The following is a 20073-nucleotide window of genomic DNA, read 5'->3' on the forward strand; positions in this document are numbered from 1 at the left end:
CGGCTGGTCTCTGTCTCAAGGCAAGTCGGCGAGCAGTTCCTCAGGGGGCAGGGTTGTGCCGCGTACCGATAGGTGTTGCGATGGAGGCTCAGCTGCCGACGGCGGCGCGCCGCTACGTGAGGATGGTCATGGACGGAAGCATGGGGCAGGACAGTTTGGGGCAGGAAACACTGGACCTTGTGGACCGGTGGTGGCGGGCCGCGAACTACCTTTCCGTGGGACAGATCTATTTGCGCTCCAACCCGCTGCTGAGGGAGCCCCTCGCGGCGGAGCACACCAAGTCCAGGCTCCTGGGCCACTGGGGGACCACTCCGGGCCTGAACTTCGTCTATGCGCACATGAACCGCGTGATCCGCCGGGACTCGCAGGAAATGCTCTTCGTTGCCGGCCCGGGCCATGGCGGTCCTGCTGTTGTGGCGAACGCCTGGCTTGAAGGCACGTACTCGGAAATCTACGGCCAGGTGGGCCCTGACGGGGCAGGCATGGCCGAACTCTTCCGCCAGTTTTCCTACCCCGGCGGCATTCCCAGCCACGCGGCTCCGGAGACCCCGGGTTCCATCAGCGAAGGCGGCGAACTCGGGTACGCGCTGGCCCACGCCTACGGGTCCGTGTTCGACAATCCCCAGCTGATCACCGCCGTCGTGATCGGCGACGGCGAGGCCGAAACGGGGCCGCTCGCGGCGAGTTGGCATTCGCACAACTTCCTGGATCCGGCCGCGGATGGTGCGGTGCTTCCCATCCTGCACCTGAACGGCTATAAGATCGCCAACCCCACCATCCTGGCGCGCATGCCGCAAGAACAGCTGGAGCAGTTGCTGCGCGGTTACGGTCACGAACCGTATTTCGTGACCGTCCAGGACTCGGCCAACACTGAGCAGGCGCACAGGGACTTCGCGGCCGCCGTCGACACCTGCCTGGCCGGGATCCGCGCCATCCAGGACTCCCGCCGGGGCGGGGCGGACGTAACAGGCGGGAAAACGCGCGACCGAGGCACTACAGCCGGTGCCGCAGGAAGCGGCGTTGCGCCGCACTGGCCCATGATTGTGCTGCGCTCGCCCAAGGGCTGGACCGGGCCGCGGATAGTGGACGGACTCCAGGTGGAGGGCACCTGGCGGAGCCACCAGGTCCCGCTGGCGGAAGTCCGCACCAACGGCGCACACCTGAAACAGCTGGAGGAGTGGCTGAAGTCTTACCGTCCGGAGGAGCTGTTCGACGCCGACGGCCGGCTCCGGCCCGAGGTAGCCACGAATGCGCCCACCGGGAACCTCCGGATGAGCGCCACCCCGCACGCCAACGGCGGACTCCTTCGCACACCGCTGAAGCTACCCGCCTACGCCACCCACGCCGTCGACGTTGCGGAGCCGGGAACCGAACGGATCAGCCCCATGATCACGCTGGGCTCGTGGATGCGGGACGTCATCTCGCTGAACATGGAGAACTTCCGCCTCTTCGGGCCGGATGAGACGGCATCCAACCGGCTTCAGGCCGTCTACGAAGTGACCGACAAGGTCTGGCAGTACCGGATTGACGACGTCGACGAGCACCTCGCCCGCTCCGGCCGGGTTCTGGAGGTGCTCAGCGAGCACCTGTGCCAAGGCTGGCTGGAAGGCTACCTCCTTTCCGGCCGGCACGGATTATTCAGCTGTTACGAGGCCTTCATCCACATCGTGGATTCCATGTTCAACCAGCACGCCAAGTGGCTCAAGGTCCACCGCAAGCTGCCCTGGCGCCAGCCCGTGGCGTCGCTGAACTACCTGCTCTCGTCCCATGTGTGGCAGCAGGACCACAACGGCTTTTCGCACCAGGATCCCGGCTTCATCGACCACGCGGTGAACAAAAAAGCCGAGGTCATCCGCGTGTACCTGCCGCCGGACGTGAACAGCCTGCTGTCGGTCATGGAGCACTGCCTGGCATCCACCGACTACGTGAACATTGTGGTCAGCGGTAAGCAGCCATCGCCCACCTGGCTGGGGCCGGCCGACGCCGCGAACCACTGCCGCCGGGGTCTGGGGATCTGGGAATTCGCAGGTTCCGAAGTGGCGGGAGAGGACCCGGACGTTGTTCTGGCGTGTGCTGGGGATGTGCCCACGGTGGAGACGGTGGCCGCGGCCGAACTGCTGAAGCGGGGTGTTCCGGGGCTGAAGGTCCGCGTTGTCAATGTGGTTGACCTGATGCGGCTCCAGGACGTTAGTGAGCACCCGCACGGCCTTCCGGCGTCGGACTTTGACGGCATTTTTACCCCGGACAAACCGATCATCTTCGCCTACCACGGCTACCCGTCGCTGATCCACCGGCTGGCCTACCGCCGCACCAACCAGGAGGGCCTGCACGTGCGCGGCTACAAGGAGGAGGGGACCACCACCACGCCGTTCGACATGGCCATGCTTAACGGGATCGACCGCTTCCAGCTGGCCATCGACGCTATTGACCGCGTACCTGGCATGGCCGAAAAGCACTCACTGCTGCGGCAGACCCTCCAGGACCGCCGGATCCAGGCCCGCGAACACACCCGCACGCACGGTGAGGACCCGGAGGAGATCCGGAACTGGGTGCTCAACGCCTGAGACCTAGAGTTTTTGTCCACTTATAGCGGCTTTGCCCCGTGCGAAAGTCTCGATATCTGGACAAAGAATCGGGTTTACATCGTGCGGTACTCGAGCGCGCCGGGAATCCCGCCCGTCTCACCCAATCCATCGCCGCGGGCAAACGCGGCCCACAGCCGGCGCATCTCGCGGCCCACGGCGTCGATCTCGTCCCAGGTTGCGCCCTTGAGGAGTCCGGCAGCGGCCCAGGTCTGTTGGTTTCCGAACAGCAGCGGCAAGTCAACAGTGTGTGCGGCGCGGTAAGAGTTTTCGGGTGCGCCCCACGACAGCAGGTAGCTGTAGGCCTTTCCTCCGGCGCGGGCGTGGCGGCGGGCAAACTTGCGGGCGGATCTGCCGTAGACCGCCTCCGTCACCGCCCAGTTAATCGCCCGCACGGCGCCCGCACCCAGGCCCGGGATCTTGCCCAACCGGCTGACCACGGGATTGCGGGGCAGGAACAGCCGTGCCTCGTCGGAGGTGTGCCCGATCAGCACTTCGATGCCCGGGGCCGTGGCGTTCCAGGCGGCCTCGACGCGTGATTCCGGCGGCAGTGGGGCGTGCCCGTACTGGGTGCCGAACGGCATGGCTGCCATCAGGCCAAACTTCCGGGCCACTTGTGACACGTGGTCTTCGATGGCCACAACGTCCAGCATCGGGGTGTCTTCCGTGACGGCTTCGGCCGCGATGCCCATGGCACGGCTCATCTTGTGCCGGCCGCGGGTGATCCCCAGCGGTGCACTCTGGATGATGGCCCGCTGGAACAGGGACGGCGCTTCGGGCGTCGCCATGAGGTGGGCTACGGAGTCGCCGCCTGCGGACTGCCCGAACGCGGTGACGCGCCCCGGGTCCCCACCGAAGGCCAGGATGTTGCGCTGCACCCACCGGAACGCTTCCAACTGGTCCAGCAGGCCGAGGTTCGCCGGCCGGCCGGTGCCGGTAGCCAAATACCCGAACAGGCCGAGCCGGTAGGTCACGGAGACCACGATGACCCGGTTCTCGGACACCAGCGACGTGGCGTCAAAGATTGCCAGGTCGCCGGAGCCGGACGTGTAGGAGCCGCCGTGCAGCCACACCATGACGGGGACCTGTTCGCCGTCGGCAAGCCCGGCCGGAACGGTGATCGACAGGCGCTGGCAGTCCTCACTTCCGGGGAGTTCGCCGTACCGCGTACCCAGGACGTCGTCCAGGAACGGAACGGGGCCCTGCGGGCAGGCGGGCGAGAGGGTAGTGGCGGCGTAGCTGGCGGTCCAGTCGGACGCTGCCACCGGAGGTTGAAAGCGGCCCGCGGTGGCGTAGGGGATGCCGGTGGCGCGAACCACCTCACCGTCCCGCCACCCGCTGATCGGACCGCACGGGGGACTAAACGAAGGCTCGGAACTCACAGGGCAACGATTCCACAGTTTCCTGGCAGCCCGCGCCGGGGAGCTGATTAAACAACGACGGCGGGTGCCGGGCTCTCGCGAACCCGGCACCCGCCGTCGGACTGACGCTAGTGCGCTGCCGGCACGTAACGCTTGATGGAGGCTTCCAGCTCGGCCTCGGCGGCGGCGCGGTCGCCCCAGCCCTCAGCCTTGACCCACTTGCCCGGCTCCAGGTCCTTGTAGCGGGTGAAGAAGTGCTCGATTTCCTTGATCAGGAATTCGCTGACATCACTGATTTCCTGGATGTGGTCGAAGCGGGCGTCAACCGGGACGCACAGGACCTTGGCGTCTCCGCCGCCGTCGTCGGTCATGTTGAAAACGCCGATGGGGCGCGACTCAACGATGACGCCGGGGTGCAGATCGAAGTCCTGCAGGAGCACCAGTGCATCTAGCGGGTCGCCGTCTTCACCCAGGGTGTTCTCGAAGAATCCGTAGTGCGTGGGGTACTGCATGGAGGTGAAGAGGACGCGGTCCAGGCGGACGCGGCCGGTCTCGTGGTCAACTTCGTACTTGACGCGAGATCCCTTGGGGATCTCGATGGTCACGTCATGCTTCATGGAATGCTCCTCGGCAATTGCAGGGGGTTCGCGGCACGGGAGACGAACAACAAAAAGGAGTGTCGGTGCCGCCGACTACTATTGAGGATATAGCGAGAGGCCCAGGTTTCAGGAACTTGCGGGGAAATTTCAGGACTTGAGGACCAACAGCAGCATGAAGGAAACATCGGGCCCCGGCGCATTCCGGCACACCCTCCGGCGCGGGCTGCGAGCCTGGCCCACCGCGCTGCTCCTGGCAGTGATCGTTATGCTGGCCCTCCCCGCCGCATGGCTGGTTGCCCCTGCTTTCGTCAGCCCGCCTCCTGCGGCGACACCCGAAGTGCCCGCCTGGCAGCAGGCCCCCACCGCGCTTTCCGCAAGAATGGGCCTTTCTCCGCTCACGGAGTCGGCGCCCGTGCCGCTGCCCTCCGCGGTCGCCGCTCAATTGGACGGATTGTTAAAGCCCGACGGCGACGGCAGCTTCACGGGGCTGGTCCAGGATGCGCTCACTGGCCAGGTCCTCTTTGACCGCGGCGGTTCGGAGAGCCGGATCCCCGCCTCCAATATGAAGCTGCTCACTGCCGTGGCCGCCCTCCGCGCAATCGGGCCGGACCACCGTTTCAGCACCAAGGTCCTGGCCGGGCCCGCTGCCAATCAGGTGGTGCTCACCGGCGGTGGCGACGTTCTCCTGGGTGCCGGGGAATCCGCGCCCAACCAGGTGATGGGCCACGCCGGACTCGCCAACCTCGCCACCGCCACCGTGAACGCACTCCAAACCGCAGGAACAACCGGCGAGCTGACGGTCCTGGTGGACGACTCCCTGTTCACCGGCCCAGCGCTGAACCCCGCGTGGGCAGACGGGGACGTTGCCGGGGGCGAGGTTGCCCCGTTGTACCCGCTTGCGCTGAACTCGGCGCGCTTTGACCCGGCCGTGACCACCGGACCCCGCCCGCAAGACTCAGCAATCACCGCCGCCGAGGCGTTTGCCGCGCAGCTCAAGACGGCGGGTGCCGCTGCGGGAATCACGGTAGCGGCCGGCGTCGAACGTTACACCGCACCCTCGGGCGATGCGCCCCCAGCAGAAGAGCCGGCGGTCCTTGCCGAGGTCCGGTCCGCCACGGTCGGCCAGCAGGTGGACCTCATGCTGCAGACCTCGGACAACAACCTGGCGGAGGTCCTGGGCCGGATGGCCTCGGCGGCTGCGGGTGAGCCCGCCAGCAACGACGGCGCCACCGGAGCAGTCCGCGCACAGCTCGCGGATTTGGGCATCCCTACGGACACGATGCGGCTCGCGGACGTGTCCGGGCTGGCGCTGGCCAACCAGGTCTCTGCCCGCCAGTTCGCGAAAGTGGTGCGTGCCATCACCAGCGGGACCGACACCCGTTTGCGGGCCGCGCTGGATGGATTTCCGGTCGCGGGGCTGACCGGAACACTGGACACCCGCTACGTCGACGGCTCCACGGCCCGCGGCGCCGGCCTGGTGCGGGCCAAGACCGGGACCCTGAATTCGGTCATCGCTCTCAGCGGCTACGTGGTGGACGCCGACGGCCGGCTCCTGGTCTTCTCCTTCATCGGCAACGACCTGAAGCCTGGCGCCGCCGGGAACAGGGAAGCCCTGGACCGGGCCGCCACGGCGCTCGCTGCCTGCGGCTGCCGCTGACCTGCTCCTACCGCAACCGGGTTCCTACCGTAACCGCTGCCCTGCGCCGCATTAGCGGTGCCTGGCAACACCGTTCGTGCGGGTCCCGACCGCTGTTATGCGGGCAGGATCTTTTAGGAGCACGTACTTGCGGCGCGGCGGGCGGAAAAACAAGTACCGGCTACTCGTGACACTTGACGGAGGCCAGCCCTAGGCTCAACCACACGAGGGGCTCCGCGTTTGGCAACGCAAAGAACATCCGCCGTCGAAACGTCATGAAGGGGTGAGGCTGGTGTCCATTTCCGATCAAATTCCGTGATGCCGCCCCGACCCACTCCCGCCAAGACGCGGCACGGCATGACCTTGGGCTTGAGGCCGCGCGTTCGGCGGCTCGCCGCGCTCCGTAGGGGACGTCTTCGGATCGCCTCAGGCCCGGCGCGGTTTCGACAGCGCTGCCCCTCGGTGAGCTCCGAAACGGGGCGCCCGTGGCAGTTGCTGAAAGCAATAAATTCCGATAGCGAAGGCCACAATCATGCTCCAGCCAAGTAGGCGACTATTAGCCCTCAGTTCCGCGTTCACGCTGCTTCTGGCGATGTCGACTGTGGCGTCGTGCGCGGCGCCGGTTGCCGGGCAGGCGCAGCCCAGCTCCACCGCCACTTCGGAGCCGGCATCGCCGTCAGGGTCACCGACGCCGACAGCGACGTCGCAGGCGCCAGAGCTGTGCGGGCCAGGGTCTGCGGTCAATTTCGACAAGACGGCTTTCCAGAGCTCTCCAACGATCGACAACAAGTGGTTTCCGCTGAAGCCAGGCACAAAGTACACCACCACTGGCACGGTCCAGGCTGAAGATGGCACCACCGAGCGGAGGGTCACACACACCGTAACTGGCCTGACCAAGGTTATTGACGGCGTGAAAACCCTGGTGATGTGGGACCGCGACTACGAGGACGGGGCGCTGGTTGAATCGGAGCTTGCCTTCTTTGCCCAGGATAATGCCGGAGCGGTTTGGCTCTTCGGTGAGTACCCCGAGGAGTTCGAGAATGACAAGTTTATCGGGGCCCCCAACACTTTCATCCACGGGATTTCGGGGAGCCAGGCCGGAATTGCAATGCAAGCGCGGCCACGGACCGGCACGCCGGAGTATGTTCAGGCTCACGCGGCTTCAGTGGGTTTCCTCGATTGCGCGCGTGCCTACGAGGAAAACGTAGCGCTATGCGTCCCCACCGGCTGCTACGGAGACGTGCTGGTGATTGATGAGCACAATCCGCTGGAACCGGATGTAGGCCACCAGCGTAAGTTCTATTCAGCCGGCACTGGGCTGGTAAAGGTGACAGCCGAGGGTGGTGTGAAGCAGGAAACCCTGGACCTCGTCAAAATCGAACAGCTCACCGGCGCCCAACTTGCCGACATCAATAAACGAGCACTCGAGCTCGACCGGCACGGATATGAGGTCAGCAAGGACGTCTATGCCGACACGGCTCCTGCCGAAGTTGCCACGAAGACTCCGTGACGCGAGTGAAGGACAGCGCAACCGGCCGATTTCTGAAACGAACTACAGGGGCAGGTCACCGGATGCCCCGAGTCGTTCGCCGGTCAGCGAACTTAAGGACCATCCGCCGTCCGCTGTGATGTGATGGGGTCTATGGAGTCCACTGCGCGTGATTCGTCAGCCCCGGCATCATCCAGCCCGGCCCAGGCCCTGATCAACTGGGACCTGGCCGCGTCCACGGCCGCCCGGCTGGCCTCCGCGGGGCCCACCCTTAACTCGGCGGAAATCGGCGAAGCCGTGGACAGCCTGCGCCGCTTGGCGGACGCCTCCGTCCCGCACGTCCACGAAATCACAGGCCTCGAAGCCGCACGCGACCTCCGCGACTCCGAGGTCCTGGTGGTTGACCGGGCCAGCTGGGCCAAGGCCAACACGCAGAGCTTCGCAGTGATGCTCAAACCCGCCATGGAAAAAATGCTCGAAAGCCGCCGCGGCAACGTCAGCCCGGCGGCGGCCAGCGTCAGCGGCGCCATCACGGGCAGCCAGCTCGGCGCTGTCCTGGCGTTCCTGTCCAGCAAAGTCCTGGGCCAGTACGATCCATTCGCCGCGCTCGCCGAAGGTTCCAAAGCGCCCGCAGCCGGCCGGCTGCTGCTTGTGGCGCCCAACATCGTGGCGGTGGAACGCGAGCTCAACGTCGCGCCGGAGGATTTCAGGCTCTGGGTCTGCCTGCACGAACAGACGCACCGCGTGCAGTTCGCGGCCGCGCCGTGGCTCCGCCACCACATGCTTTCCGAGATCGACAACCTCAGCGGGCACCTGCTGGGCAACGTTGATTCGCTGATGGAGCGCGCGTCCGCCGCCGCGCGTTCCCTCAAGGACCGGACCGCCACCGGCAATACGCCTGGCCGCGGCGCCATCCTGGACCTGCTGCAGAACCCCGAGGAAAAGGCGTCCCTGTCCCACCTCACGGCAGTGATGAGCCTGTTGGAGGGCCACGCCAACGTTGTGATGGACGCCGTCGACGCCAGCATCGTCCCCTCCGTCAGGACCATCCGGCAGCGCTTCACCGACCGTGGCAAGGACCGCGGCGTGATGGAGAAATTCATCCGCAGCCTCCTGGGCCTGGACGCCAAGATGCGGCAGTATTCCGACGGCGCCAAGTTTGTCCGCGCTGTAGTGGACGTGGCCGGGATGGAGGGCTTTAACCGGGTGTGGGAATCCGCGGACAACCTCCCCACCGAGCCCGAAATCCACGACGCCAAGCTGTGGGTTGACCGGATGGGCTTGTAGGTGCCGCACGCCCCAAAAGTGCCGGAAGCTCGCACGGCTTCAAGCGGACGACGACGGCCTGGCCGGCTCGCGCCCGTCGTCGGCAAGGCACGCAAAGTGGTCCAGAACGCCCTGGCGGACGCCGGCTATCCGGCGAAGGTGCTGGTGGCCTGCAGCGGTGGCCCGGATTCGCTGGCCCTCGCGGCGGTGGCAGCCTATTTTGCCCGCCGCGGCCACGTTGACGGGCACCCCCTGACGGTCGGCGCCGTGGTGGTTGACCACCAGCTGCAGGAGGGCTCGGCCCAGGTGGCTGCCGCCACAGTCCAGGCACTGAGGGAACTGGGCCTTTCCCCGGTGGACCTACGGACCGTTACCGTCGCCAGTACCGGGATGGGCCCGGAGGCCGCCGCCCGGGATGCCCGCCACGCAGCGTTGGAGGCTGCAGCCCAGGAGCACGGAGCCGCGGCGATCCTGCTCGGCCACACCCTGGACGACCAGGCCGAACAGGTCCTGCTGGGCCTCGCCCGCGGCTCCGGCACGCGCTCGCTGGCCGGCATGCGGCCTTCCCGCGGCCTGTTGCTCCGGCCGTTTCTGGGCCTTCGCCGCGCGGATACCCTGGAGATCTGCGACGTTGAGGACCTCGAGCCCTGGCATGACCCCAGCAATTCCGACCCGTCGTTTGCCCGCTCCCGGACCCGGGTGGAAGTGCTGCCGCTGCTGGAGGAAAAACTCGGGCCCGGGGTGGCTGAATCGCTCGCCCGGACGGCCTCCATCCTGCAGCAGGACGCCGACTATCTGGAGGACGTGGCAGATCGCACATTTGCCGCCTTGGCCGAGCGGTCCGGACCGGAGATCAGCCTCCCAGAGGAGGCCTTGGGGGAACTTTCCCCGGCCATCAGGTTCCGCGTCATCGCCAAGGCAGCGGCCGACGTCGGGGGCCAACAGCCCAGCTACCAGCGCCTTCTGGCAGCGGAAGCGCTCCTGCGGCGGCAGGGTTCCGCCGGCCCCGTTGAGCTGCCTGGCGGGGTGAGCGTGTACCGGCTATCCCTCGCCGAGCTGGCCCAGCGGGACGCAGCGGAAACGCGGCCCGGGACCCCGGACGGGCCCGACGGCGGCGCCCCCGTTCCCCGCGAAGCGGCCCGCTGTGGGAAGCTAGTATTCCGGCCTCAAAAACCGCCCCAAGAATAGTCGCACCCCGCATCTACACAGGAGCCATTGGTGGATTCAAACGACGTCCAGGCAGACCTCAAGCACGTTCTCTACACCAAGGAACAGATCCAACAGCGGATCGCTGAGCTCGCTGCGCAGATCGACAAGGACTACGAAGGCCGCGAAATCCTTCTGGTCGGTGTACTCAAGGGCGCTGTGATGGTCATGGCCGACCTCGCCCGCGCGCTCCACAGCCACGTTTCGATGGACTGGATGGCAGTGTCCTCCTACGGCTCCGGCACCCAGTCCTCGGGTGTTGTCCGGATCCTCAAGGACCTGGACACGGACCTGATGGGCAAGGACGTCCTGATCGTCGAAGACATCATCGACTCCGGCCTGACCCTGTCCTGGCTCAAGACCAACCTGGAATCCCGCGGCACCGCTTCCGTGGAGATCTGCACCGCCTTCCGCAAGCCCACGGCCGCCAAGGTGGAGATCGACGTCAAGTACGTCGGCTACGACATCCCCAACGAGTTCGTGGTGGGCTACGGCCTGGACTACGCAGAGAAGTACCGCAACCTGGACTTCGTGGGCACGCTCGCCCCGCACGTTTACGAGTAGCCACACCCGCCGAGATGGCAGTTCACGGCAGTCGCACCAACGGACACTGCCGTGAAATGCCATCTCGCTGCATTTAAGCGAACGGGGGAGAGTGGATGAGCAACAAAAACATTGGCATCAAGGACGTCGCAGCCGCCGCCGGAGTGTCCGTTACCACCGTCTCGCACGTCCTGAATGATGTCTCGTACGCGCGGATCAGCAGCGAAACCCGGGCGAAGGTGAAGTCTGCAGCGGCGCAGCTCAGCTACGGCCCCAACCGCTTGGCCCAGGCGCTCCGTACCCGGCGCACGGGGTTGCTTGGACTGGTCAGTGAGGACATCGCCACCACGCCCCATGCAGGCCGGATCATTCTTGGCGCAGACGACGCGGCACGTGCCCGCGGCTACAACCTCATGATCGTCAACACTTCCATTTCGGCCAGCCCTGGGTCCCGGAACGCAGACGTTGAGGGGCTTCTGGAGCGCCAGGTGGACGGCATCCTGTACGCCACTATGTACCACCGTATTCTGGATGTTCCAGGGAACCTCGGCACAGTCCCTGCTGTCCTGGTGGGCGCGGTCAGCAGTGGGTCAACCATCGCCGCCGTTGTCCCCGATGAAGAAGGCGGGGCCAAAACGGCGGTCACAGCCCTGCTGGCCGCCGGGCACACACGCATCGGCTTCCTGAACAGCACGGATGACGTGCCTTCGAGCCACGGTCGCCTCCGCGGATTCACGGACACTTTATCGGCGGCAGGGCTCGACGGCGCTGCCGCCCCCGTTCAAACCGGACCATCCGAGGTGCAGGGCGGCTACGAGGCAGCACTCAGGATGCTGCAGCTCAGCAAACCTCCCACCGGCATCTTTTGCTATAACGACCGAATGGCCATGGGCGCCTACCGGGCCGCGGCCGAGCTGGGGCTTTCCGTCCCCGCTGACCTGTCCATTGTGGGCTTCGATGACCAGGAGCTCATCGCCGGCAACCTCCATCCGGGCCTCACCACGGTGGCCCTGCCGCACTACGAAATGGGTGCCTGGGCCACAGGCGCACTGATTGACGCCATCGAAGGCAAAGTCGATCTGGCCGGACTTGAGCTGCATCCCACGGTTCTGGACTGCCCCCTGCTGACCCGGGGATCTGTGGGACCGCCGCGGATCCCGCTACGCCCAGAGGGAACTTTTGCGCAGCACCGTGCGTGAATTACTCCGAACGGTGTATAGCTAGTAGCTGATGCAGCACCACACGCGCGTAGACTCACTCGCCGTGCAGCACTACCAGGAGGGACGGGGCCAGCCCCCGAACAGATGAAAGCTAAGAGTTTCTTCAAGGGCCCGGGCATCTGGATCGTTGTTGTGATCGCCATGCTTCTCGTGGCTTTTGCAACACTGGCTCCCGGTGGTGCGGCACGGATCGATACGGACAAGGGCCTTGAACTCCTTGCGGACAGTGGCAAGGTTGAGCAGGCAAAGATCTTCGACGGCGAAAACCGCGTTGACCTAACCCTTAAGGACAACCTGGATGTCAACGGCCAGGACAAGGGCAAGAGCGTCCAGTTCTTCTTTGTCGATGCCCGCGCCGCCGACGTCGTCAAGGCCGTCACTGCCGCCAAGCCCGCCAACGGCTACACGGACCAGCCGATCGAAAGCAACTGGTTCTCCGGCCTGCTTTCGCTGCTTATCCCTGTCATCCTGCTTGGTGCGCTGTTCTGGTTCCTGATGACCCGGATGCAGGGCGGCGGCTCGAAGATCATGCAGTTTGGCAAGTCCAAGGCCAAGATGGTCAACAAGGACATGCCGCAGGTGACCTTCGTTGACGTCGCCGGTGCGGATGAGGCCGTGGAGGAGCTCCAGGAAATCAAGGAGTTCCTGCAGGAACCGGCCAAGTTCCAGGCTGTGGGCGCCAAGATCCCCAAGGGCGTGCTGCTGTATGGTGCTCCGGGAACCGGCAAGACCCTCCTGGCCCGTGCCGTCGCCGGTGAGGCTGGCGTGCCGTTCTTCTCCATCTCCGGCTCGGACTTCGTGGAAATGTTTGTCGGCGTGGGCGCGTCTCGTGTCCGCGATCTTTTTGAGCAGGCCAAGGCCAACTCTCCGGCCATTATCTTTGTCGACGAGATCGACGCCGTCGGCCGGCACCGCGGTGCCGGCATCGGCGGCGGCAATGACGAACGCGAGCAGACCCTCAACCAGTTGCTGGTTGAAATGGACGGCTTCGACGTTAAAACCAACGTCATCCTTATCGCTGCCACCAACCGCCCCGACGTCCTGGACCCGGCACTGCTGCGTCCGGGCCGTTTTGACCGCCAGATCTCGGTGGACGCCCCGGACCTGATCGGCCGCGACCAGATCCTGCAGGTGCACGCCAAGGGCAAGCCGATGGCCCCGGGCGTTGACCTCAAGGCCGTGGCGAAGAAGACCCCGGGCTACACCGGTGCGGATCTCGCGAATGTCCTGAACGAGGCAGCCCTGCTGACCGCGCGCTCCAACGCCAACCTCATCGATGACCGCGCCCTGGACGAGGCGATCGACCGCGTTATGGCCGGCCCGCAGAAGCGCAGCCGCGTGATGAAGGAACATGAGCGCAAGATCACCGCGTACCACGAGGGCGGACACGCCCTGGTGGCAGCCGCGCTGCGGAACTCGGCGCCGGTCACCAAGATCACCATCCTGCCCCGCGGCCGGGCCCTGGGCTACACCATGGTGGTCCCGGAGAATGACAAGTACTCCATCACCCGCAACGAACTGCTGGACCAGATGGCGTACGCGATGGGCGGCCGCGTGGCGGAGGAGATCGTCTTCCACGATCCCTCCACGGGAGCCTCCAATGACATCGAAAAGGCCACCTCCACAGCCCGCAAGATGGTCACCGAGTTCGGTATGAGCGAGCGTGTCGGCGCAGTCCGCCTGGGCCAGGGCGGCGGCGAACCCTTCCTGGGCCGCGACGCCGGGCACGAGCGCAACTACTCGGACCAGATCGCCTACGTGGTGGATGAGGAAGTGCGCCGCCTGATCGACCAGGCGCATGATGAGGCCTACGCCATCCTCACCGAAAACCGGGATGTCCTGGACCAGTTGGCCCTGGAACTCCTGGAACGGGAGACTCTCAACCAGGCCGAGATCGCGCACATCTTCACGGACATCCGCAAGCGTGACTTCCGCGAGGTGTGGCTGTCCAAGGAGACCCGTCCGGTCCAGAAGGCCGGCCCTGTGGAATCCCGCCTGGAGAAGTCTGAGCGCGAAGCCCAGGAGGAAGCCAAGCACGCCCGCCTCGAGGAACCGCTGGACGCGCAGCCGCTGCATCCGCAGGGTGTCCCGGATGACGCCGCGTTCCAGGGTGGCATCCCCGACTCGGGGCCTGACGCCTCGCACGGCTAAGCTTTCTTCTGTGACTCACTTCGACGACGACGACGCTCCCGCCTCCGCCGGACACCCGGCGGAGGACGGATCCCACCACAAAAAGCACGAGAAGGTGGACCGGCCGCGGATCGAGGCGGCAGTCCGTGAAATCCTCCTGGCCATCGGCGAGGACCCGGACCGCGGTGGCCTCGTAGACACCCCCAGGCGGGTGGCCAAGGCCTACGCCGAGGTGTTCGCGGGACTGCACCACGATCCCGCGGACGTCCTTTCCACCACCTTCGACCTGGACCACGAAGAACTGGTCCTGGTCAAGGACATCCCGTTCTACTCAACGTGCGAGCACCACCTTGTGCCGTTCCACGGGGTTGCCCATGTCGGCTACATTCCCTCCCACGACGGGAAAGTGACCGGGCTCAGCAAGCTGGCACGCCTCGTGGATATCTACGCCCGGCGCCCCCAGGTGCAGGAGCGGCTCACCACCCAGATCGTCGAAGCAATGGTCAGCCACCTCAAACCGCGTGGCGCGATCGTCGTTGTTGAATGCGAACACATGTGCATGTCTATGCGCGGTGTCCGCAAGCCCGGAGCAAAGACCGTCACCAGCGCGGTCCGCGGGCAGCTTCATGACCCGGCCACCCGTGCCGAAGCCATGAGCCTCATCCTCGGAAGGTAAGTAACAGACCATGGACTCACTCGCTGCAGCCCCGGGAACCGGGCCCGCAACATCTCCGTTGCCCATCCTGCGCAAACCGCGCCCGGCCGCGAAATTCGCGGACCTGCCCACCGGCCGCACCCTGGTCATGGGCATTCTGAACGTCACCCCGGACTCCTTCAGCGACGGCGGAAAGCACCCGACGGCGGACACCGCCATCGCGGCGGGCCTGCGGATGTTCTACGCCGGAGCGGACATCATCGATGTCGGCGGCGAATCGACGCGCCCCGGCGCGGAGGACGTCAGCCCGGAGGAAGAACAGCGCCGGGTGATCCCCGTCATCGAAGCCCTGGTCAAGGCGGGCGCCCTGGTCAGCATCGACACTACGCACGCCGCCACGGCCGCTGCTGCCCTGAAGGCCGGCGCCGCCATCATCAACGACGTTTCCGGGCTGACCATCGAACCGGAGATGGCCGAGCTCGTAGCCGCGTCCAAAGTGCCGTATGTCCTCACGCACCGCCGCGGCGACGCCCGCACCATGGACTCCCTCGCCCAATACCAGGACGTCGCCGGCGAAGTGGTGGCTGAACTGGCCGGCGTCCGTGACAAGCTCTACGCAGCCGGTGTGAGCAAAGAGCAGATCATCGTGGACCCGGGCCTGGGCTTCGCCAAGAACGACGCCCAGAACTGGGAGCTCCTGCAGCACCTGGACCAGCTGGACAGCCTGGGGCACAAGGTCCTGGTGGCCGCCTCCCGCAAGCGCTTCCTGGGCACACTCCTCACGGTCGCCGGCAAGTCCGCCGTCCCGGAGGAACGCGACGACGCCACGGCCGCCATCACCGCGATCAGCGCGTCCCGGGGGGCCTGGGCCGTCCGTGTACACAACGTCGGTCCCAGCCTTGACGCCGTCAAGGTGGCCGCGCGGATGGCCGCCGCCCCTACCACCACCTAGGCCGGGCACTCATGGACAGGATCACGCTGAGCGGTGTCACCGCCGTCGGCCATCACGGAGTCTTCGATTTCGAGCGCCGTGAGGGCCAGCCGTTTGTGGTGGACGCCGTGCTGCATCTGGACTTCGCCAAAGCGGCAGAATCCGATGACGTCCGGGACACCGCCCACTACGGCGAGGTGGCTGAGCGGATCAAGGGCTGGATCACGGGGGAGCCGCTGAACCTGATCGAGGCCCTGGCCGTCCGGATCGCGGATGGCCTGCTCGCCGAATTCACCATCCAGGCCGTGGACATCACCGTGCACAAGCCCAAGGCACCCATCGAAGTGCCCTTCGGCGATGTGGCCGTCAGCGTGCACCGGGAGAGGCCATGAGCGGCGGGTACATCAAAGCCGTCCTCGCCCTCGGCAGCAACCTGGGCGAGCGGAACGACACCCTGTCCGAGGCCGTTGCTGACCTGGTGGACCCGCCGGAGGTTCGCCTGCAGGCCGTTTCCCCGGTGGTGCAGACCAAAGCTGTGGGCGGCCCGGCCGGCCAGCCCGACTTCCTGAACATGATCATCACCGTGGAAACCACGCTGTCCCCGACGGAGCTGCTGAAGCACTGCCAGGCCGTGGAAAACAAGCACCTCCGCGTTCGTGAAGTGCGCTGGGGACCCCGGACGCTCGACGTCGACATCATCACTTACGGCGACCTCACCAGTGACGACCCGGTCCTGACCCTGCCGCACCCGCGTGCCGCCGAACGCGCCTTTGTGCTGTATCCGTGGTCGCTGATCGAGCCGGCGGCCACCCTGGGCGGGGAACGCATCAGCGAGCTGGCTGCCCGGGCCCCCGACTTTGACGATCTCGCCCCGTTCGACGGTTTCGGCGATTACGACGGCGTCCCCACAGCCGGGGCGGTCGAGTAACCGGTGAAGCCCATCAACCCTGTCCGTCTGCTGCTGATCGGCCTGGTCCTGACCGTGGCCGGCTGGTCCGCCACCGTGGTGACCACACGCTACAGCATGTCAACGCCGGTTCTTCCGGCCACCGCGCTGGCCACCATGGGCGTGATTGTCGCCATCACCCTGGTGCTTGGCATCCGTGTGCTCCGGTGGCGCAACAGCACCAAACGCAAAAAGGCGTTGGACCCGATTCTTGCCGCCAGGACCCTGGTGCTGGCCCAGGCGTGTGCTTATGCAGGCACCGTCCTGCTGGGCTGGCATGTTGGAATCTTCCTGGACCAGCTGCGGATCTGGAACCTGCGCAGCGACCAGGCCATCACCTGGGTGGCGGTCGCGATCGCTGCTGGTGGACTGGTGATGATCGTTGTCGGCCTGCTGGTGGAGCGGTTCTGCAAGATCCCGCCCGAAGACAGCGACGCCGCGCCCGGTGACGGGAAACCCGGCCGCGCGGCCCGCGGCGAAGCCGCGGGGGAAGGCGAATATGCGTACCGGGGCGATTGATCCGCCGGGCATTACCTGGCAGCGGGTATCCCCGAAATACGTCACCGTGCGGCTGGTGCAGTGGGCCATCGGGAACCTGGTCACGGTGATTGTCCTGACCCTGCCCCTCATCTTTGTCCTGCTCGGCTGGTGGCGGTGGCCGCCGCTGTGGCTGGCCATCACCGTCCCGGCGGTGATTCTGGTTCTGGCCATCTGGCGGCTGGTGCTGATTCCGCGCCAGGTGCGTGCCATCGGTTACGCTGAGCGCGACGATGACCTGCTGATCCGGGGCGGCATTTTCTTCCAACGGACCATGACGGTTCCCTACGGCCGCATGCAGTACGTGGACATCGGCGTGGGCCCGGTGGAACGCGGCCTGGGACTCTGCACGCTCAAACTCCACACCGCCTCGCCCGGAACCAACGCCACCATCCCCGGCCTGCCCGCTGCGGAGGGGGCACGCCTGCGCGAGCAGCTCGCCGCCCGCGGTGAAGCGAGGCTGGCAGGGCTGTGACGGCAAACGTTCCGGAGGCCAGTGCACCGGGTGCGGTTCCGGTGGCTCCCGACGGCGAGTGGCTGCGGGTGCATCCGGCGTCCCCATTTGTGCGCGGTTGGGTGGCCCTGGCGGCCATTGGTTTCTTCTTCGGGCGGGACTTTTTCGAACGGTTGCTGCAGGGCCGTCCGCTGTTCGAGGAGGACTTCGCGGGCAGGGCACCCTGGCTGGTGGCCGGCGGCGGCATCGTCCTCGTGATGACCGTGCTGGGCTTCATCCTGACCTGGTACTTCACCAAGTACCAGGTCGCCGAAGGGTACGTCCGGGTCAACTCCGGCTTCCTCTTCCGCCAGCAGCGCCAGGCCCGGCTGGACCGCGTCCAGGCCATCGATATCGTCCAGCCCCTCCTGGCCAGGATCTTCGGCCTGGCCGAACTCAAGTTCGAGGTGGCCGACGCCGGTGAATCGGCCGTCAAACTGGCCTACCTGCGGATGGACGACGCCCGCCAGCTCCGGGCCACCATCCTGGCGCGGGCCGCGGGCGTGCTCCCGGACCCGGCCCGGCCGCAGGAGGCCGCGCCGGAGGCGCCCGAGTATCCGGTGCTGTCCGTGCCGCCGTCGCGCCTTATCGGTTCCCTGCTGCTCAGTGAGCAGAGCTTTTTTGTGGCGGTGGGCGGCATCGCCTCCGTGATCCTGTCCGCCGTGACGGACAACCGCGGCTTCTTCTTCTACCTGATCCCGGCGGTGCTGGGCCTTGCCGCCAGCTACTGGGGGTCCTTTAACAAGGGGTACAACTTCACCGCGGCCATTTCGCCGGACGGGATCCGGCTCCGCTACGGGCTCTTGGACACGCAGGCGCAGACGCTGCCCCCGGGGAGGGTCCAGGCGCTGAAAGTGGCCCAGTCGCCGCTGTGGCGGATCTTCGGCTGGTACCGGATCCAGGTGAACGTGGCCGGGTACGGCGCGGCCGGAAGCAACGGCGAGACGGCGTCCCGGACCACACTGCTGCCCGTGGGTAAGCTGCCCGACGTGATGTCCATGCTCGCACTCGTGCTGCCGGATCCCGGAACGCCGGAGCCCGGACGCATCTTCGCTGCCGGGCTCTCGGGGTTGGACTCCGACGGCGGTTTTGTCACCACGCCGCACCGCGGCAGGTTCCTCGCGCCGCTGGGCTGGCGCCGCAACGGCTTCGCTACCACTGACACTGCCCTGCTGCTCCGCTCCGGCCGGTGGTGGCGGGAACTGGTGGTGGTCCCGCACCAGCGCACCCAGTCAATGGCGCTGCACCAGGGTCCGCTGGCACGGCGGTTCGGTGTGGCGGACCTTGTCCTGCACACCACGGCCGGGCCGGTCTCGCCGCGGCTCACCCAGGCCGGGCTTGACGAGGCCCGGGCCCTTTTTGATGCTCAGTCCGCCCGCGCCCGGCTCGCCCGCAAGCGGCAGACCAGCGAACAATGGCTGGCAACGGTGGCGCCCGCTCCGGTCGTTGAGCCAGCTCCGGTGGTTGAGCCTGGGGCCACGACCGCAGGGTTCCCTGACCGAGCTCGCGAGGTTAGGGAGCGGTTGGGGAGCGAAACCCCGGTGGCTGAGCCTGTCGAAACCAGTCCCCAACAGGAAGGCCCGCAACGTGGCTAAGCCCGGGCGCCTTGGCGTCGGAATCATCGGTGCCGGGAAAGTGGGCGCCGTCCTTGGTGCGGCGTTGCGCTCAGCCGAGCACGCCGTCGTCGGGGTTTCCGCGGTGTCCGAGGCCAGCCGTGAGCGGGCGGAGACGCTGCTGCCCGGCGTGCCCATCCTGGAGATCCAGGAGATTGTGGAACGGTCTGAACTGGTGCTCCTGGCCGTGCCCGACGACGCCTTGGCCGGACTGGTGGACGGACTCGCCAAACTTGGGGCGTGGCAGCCCGGACAGATCGTGGCGCATACCTCAGGCAGGTTCGGCGTGGGGGTGCTTCGCCCGGTGCGCGCCGCCGGAGCCATCCCCCTTGCACTGCACCCCGCCATGACATTCACTGGCATGAGCCTGGACCTGACACGCCTCCTGGACTGCACCTTCGGCGTCACGGCCGATGCCGCGATGCTGCCCATCGCCCAGGCGCTGGTAGTGGAGATGGGTGCCGAACCCGTGGCCATCGCCGAAGGGGACCGGACCCTGTACCACACGGCCCTCGCCCATGGCTCGAACCATATGGTCACCCTGGTGGCCCAGGCTTCCCAACTGCTCCGCGACGTTGGCGTCGACGCGCCGGAGCGGATGCTGGGGCCTTTGCTGCGGGCCACGCTGGAGAACGCGCTCGCCTCCGGCGAATCGGCGCTGACCGGTCCGGTGGCCCGCGGTGACGTGGGGACAGTGGCGGCCCACGCCGAGGCGTTAAGGGAGTACGACGCCGGTGCGAACGGCGATGTGCTGGAGGCTTACCTCGCCATGGCCCGCGCCACCGCGCGGCGGGCAAGCAGCCGGGGGCTGCTCAAAGAGGATCAAGTGGGGGCCCTCCGCGCGGCCCTGGAAGAGGGAAACTGAC

General features: G+C 66.6%; 18 protein-coding genes. 16 read left to right on the forward strand and 2 right to left on the reverse strand.

What is annotated here, in order from left to right; all coding sequences use genetic code 11:
* Positions 1-128: 128 nt before the first annotated feature.
* Positions 129-2564 carry a phosphoketolase family protein gene (locus NG696_RS08280; protein ID WP_252575170.1) on the forward strand — a complete coding sequence of 812 codons (2436 nt, stop codon included), beginning with the start codon at positions 129-131 and terminating at the stop codon, positions 2562-2564.
* A 74-nt stretch (positions 2565-2638) separates the two neighbouring features.
* Here NG696_RS08280 and NG696_RS08285 read toward each other — a convergent pair whose 3' ends face one another.
* The gene (locus NG696_RS08285) at positions 2639-3964 is read right to left on the reverse strand and encodes a carboxylesterase family protein (RefSeq protein WP_252567977.1); all 1326 of its coding nucleotides are present in this window, start codon (positions 3962-3964) and stop codon (positions 2639-2641) included.
* A 107-nt stretch (positions 3965-4071) separates the two neighbouring features.
* The gene (locus tag NG696_RS08290; RefSeq protein WP_056347687.1) at positions 4072-4560 is read right to left on the reverse strand and encodes an inorganic diphosphatase; all 489 of its coding nucleotides are present in this window, start codon (positions 4558-4560) and stop codon (positions 4072-4074) included.
* A gap of 154 nt (positions 4561-4714) precedes the next feature.
* On the opposite strand from NG696_RS08290, the gene dacB reads away from it, so the two are divergent.
* The 15 genes from dacB (at position 4715) to NG696_RS08365 (ending at position 20072) form a co-directional block, all read left to right on the forward strand.
* The gene (dacB, locus tag NG696_RS08295; RefSeq protein WP_252575123.1) at positions 4715-6199 is read left to right on the forward strand and encodes a D-alanyl-D-alanine carboxypeptidase/D-alanyl-D-alanine endopeptidase; all 1485 of its coding nucleotides are present in this window, start codon (positions 4715-4717) and stop codon (positions 6197-6199) included.
* A 511-nt stretch (positions 6200-6710) separates the two neighbouring features.
* Entirely contained in the window at positions 6711-7688 is a 978-nt protein-coding gene (locus tag NG696_RS08300; RefSeq protein WP_252567980.1) for a hypothetical protein, read from the forward strand.
* A gap of 132 nt (positions 7689-7820) precedes the next feature.
* Positions 7821-8954, forward strand: a complete 1134-nt coding sequence (locus NG696_RS08305) for an Rv3626c family coenzyme F420 biosynthesis-associated protein (protein ID WP_252567982.1) — start codon at positions 7821-7823, stop codon at positions 8952-8954.
* A 96-nt stretch (positions 8955-9050) separates the two neighbouring features.
* The gene (tilS, locus tag NG696_RS08310; protein ID WP_252575125.1) at positions 9051-10121 is read left to right on the forward strand and encodes a tRNA lysidine(34) synthetase TilS; all 1071 of its coding nucleotides are present in this window, start codon (positions 9051-9053) and stop codon (positions 10119-10121) included.
* Between the two features lie 30 nt (positions 10122-10151).
* Positions 10152-10703 (forward strand): hypoxanthine phosphoribosyltransferase, encoded by a 552-nt coding sequence (hpt, locus tag NG696_RS08315; protein WP_056347981.1) that lies wholly within the window; start codon positions 10152-10154, stop codon positions 10701-10703.
* 95 nt (positions 10704-10798) lie between these two features.
* Positions 10799-11881, forward strand: coding sequence for a LacI family DNA-binding transcriptional regulator (locus NG696_RS08320; protein WP_252567986.1), 1083 nt, complete (start codon positions 10799-10801; stop codon positions 11879-11881).
* A gap of 105 nt (positions 11882-11986) precedes the next feature.
* Positions 11987-14053, forward strand: coding sequence for an ATP-dependent zinc metalloprotease FtsH (ftsH, locus tag NG696_RS08325; protein ID WP_252567988.1), 2067 nt, complete (start codon positions 11987-11989; stop codon positions 14051-14053).
* Positions 14054-14063: 10 nt separating this feature from the next.
* Complete coding sequence (gene folE, locus NG696_RS08330) at positions 14064-14708, forward strand: GTP cyclohydrolase I FolE (RefSeq protein WP_111907501.1); 645 nt, start codon at positions 14064-14066, stop codon at positions 14706-14708.
* 10 nt (positions 14709-14718) lie between these two features.
* Positions 14719-15639 carry a dihydropteroate synthase gene (gene folP, locus NG696_RS08335; RefSeq protein WP_252575127.1) on the forward strand — a complete coding sequence of 307 codons (921 nt, stop codon included), beginning with the start codon at positions 14719-14721 and terminating at the stop codon, positions 15637-15639.
* An 11-nt stretch (positions 15640-15650) separates the two neighbouring features.
* Positions 15651-16010, forward strand: coding sequence for a dihydroneopterin aldolase (gene folB, locus NG696_RS08340; protein WP_252567992.1), 360 nt, complete (start codon positions 15651-15653; stop codon positions 16008-16010).
* Positions 16007-16546, forward strand: a complete 540-nt coding sequence (gene folK / locus NG696_RS08345; protein WP_252567994.1) for a 2-amino-4-hydroxy-6-hydroxymethyldihydropteridine diphosphokinase — start codon at positions 16007-16009, stop codon at positions 16544-16546. Before folB ends, folK begins: the two co-directional genes overlap by 4 nt.
* 3 nt (positions 16547-16549) lie before the next feature.
* Positions 16550-17083, forward strand: a complete 534-nt coding sequence (locus NG696_RS08350; RefSeq protein WP_252567995.1) for a DUF3180 domain-containing protein — start codon at positions 16550-16552, stop codon at positions 17081-17083.
* A complete protein-coding gene (locus NG696_RS08355) occupies positions 17064-17576 on the forward strand; it encodes a PH domain-containing protein (protein ID WP_252567997.1) in 513 nt (170 codons plus the stop codon). Before NG696_RS08350 ends, NG696_RS08355 begins: the two co-directional genes overlap by 20 nt.
* Complete coding sequence (locus tag NG696_RS08360) at positions 17573-19189, forward strand: PH domain-containing protein (RefSeq protein ID WP_252575129.1); 1617 nt, start codon at positions 17573-17575, stop codon at positions 19187-19189. The genes NG696_RS08355 and NG696_RS08360 overlap by 4 nt, the downstream gene beginning before the upstream one ends.
* The gene (locus NG696_RS08365) at positions 19182-20072 is read left to right on the forward strand and encodes a Rossmann-like and DUF2520 domain-containing protein (RefSeq protein WP_252567999.1); all 891 of its coding nucleotides are present in this window, start codon (positions 19182-19184) and stop codon (positions 20070-20072) included. Before NG696_RS08360 ends, NG696_RS08365 begins: the two co-directional genes overlap by 8 nt.
* The last annotated feature ends 1 nt before the right edge of the window (position 20073 follow it).

Source organism: Pseudarthrobacter cellobiosi (assembly GCF_023913755.1).
Lineage (GTDB): Bacteria > Actinomycetota > Actinomycetes > Actinomycetales > Micrococcaceae > Arthrobacter > Arthrobacter cellobiosi.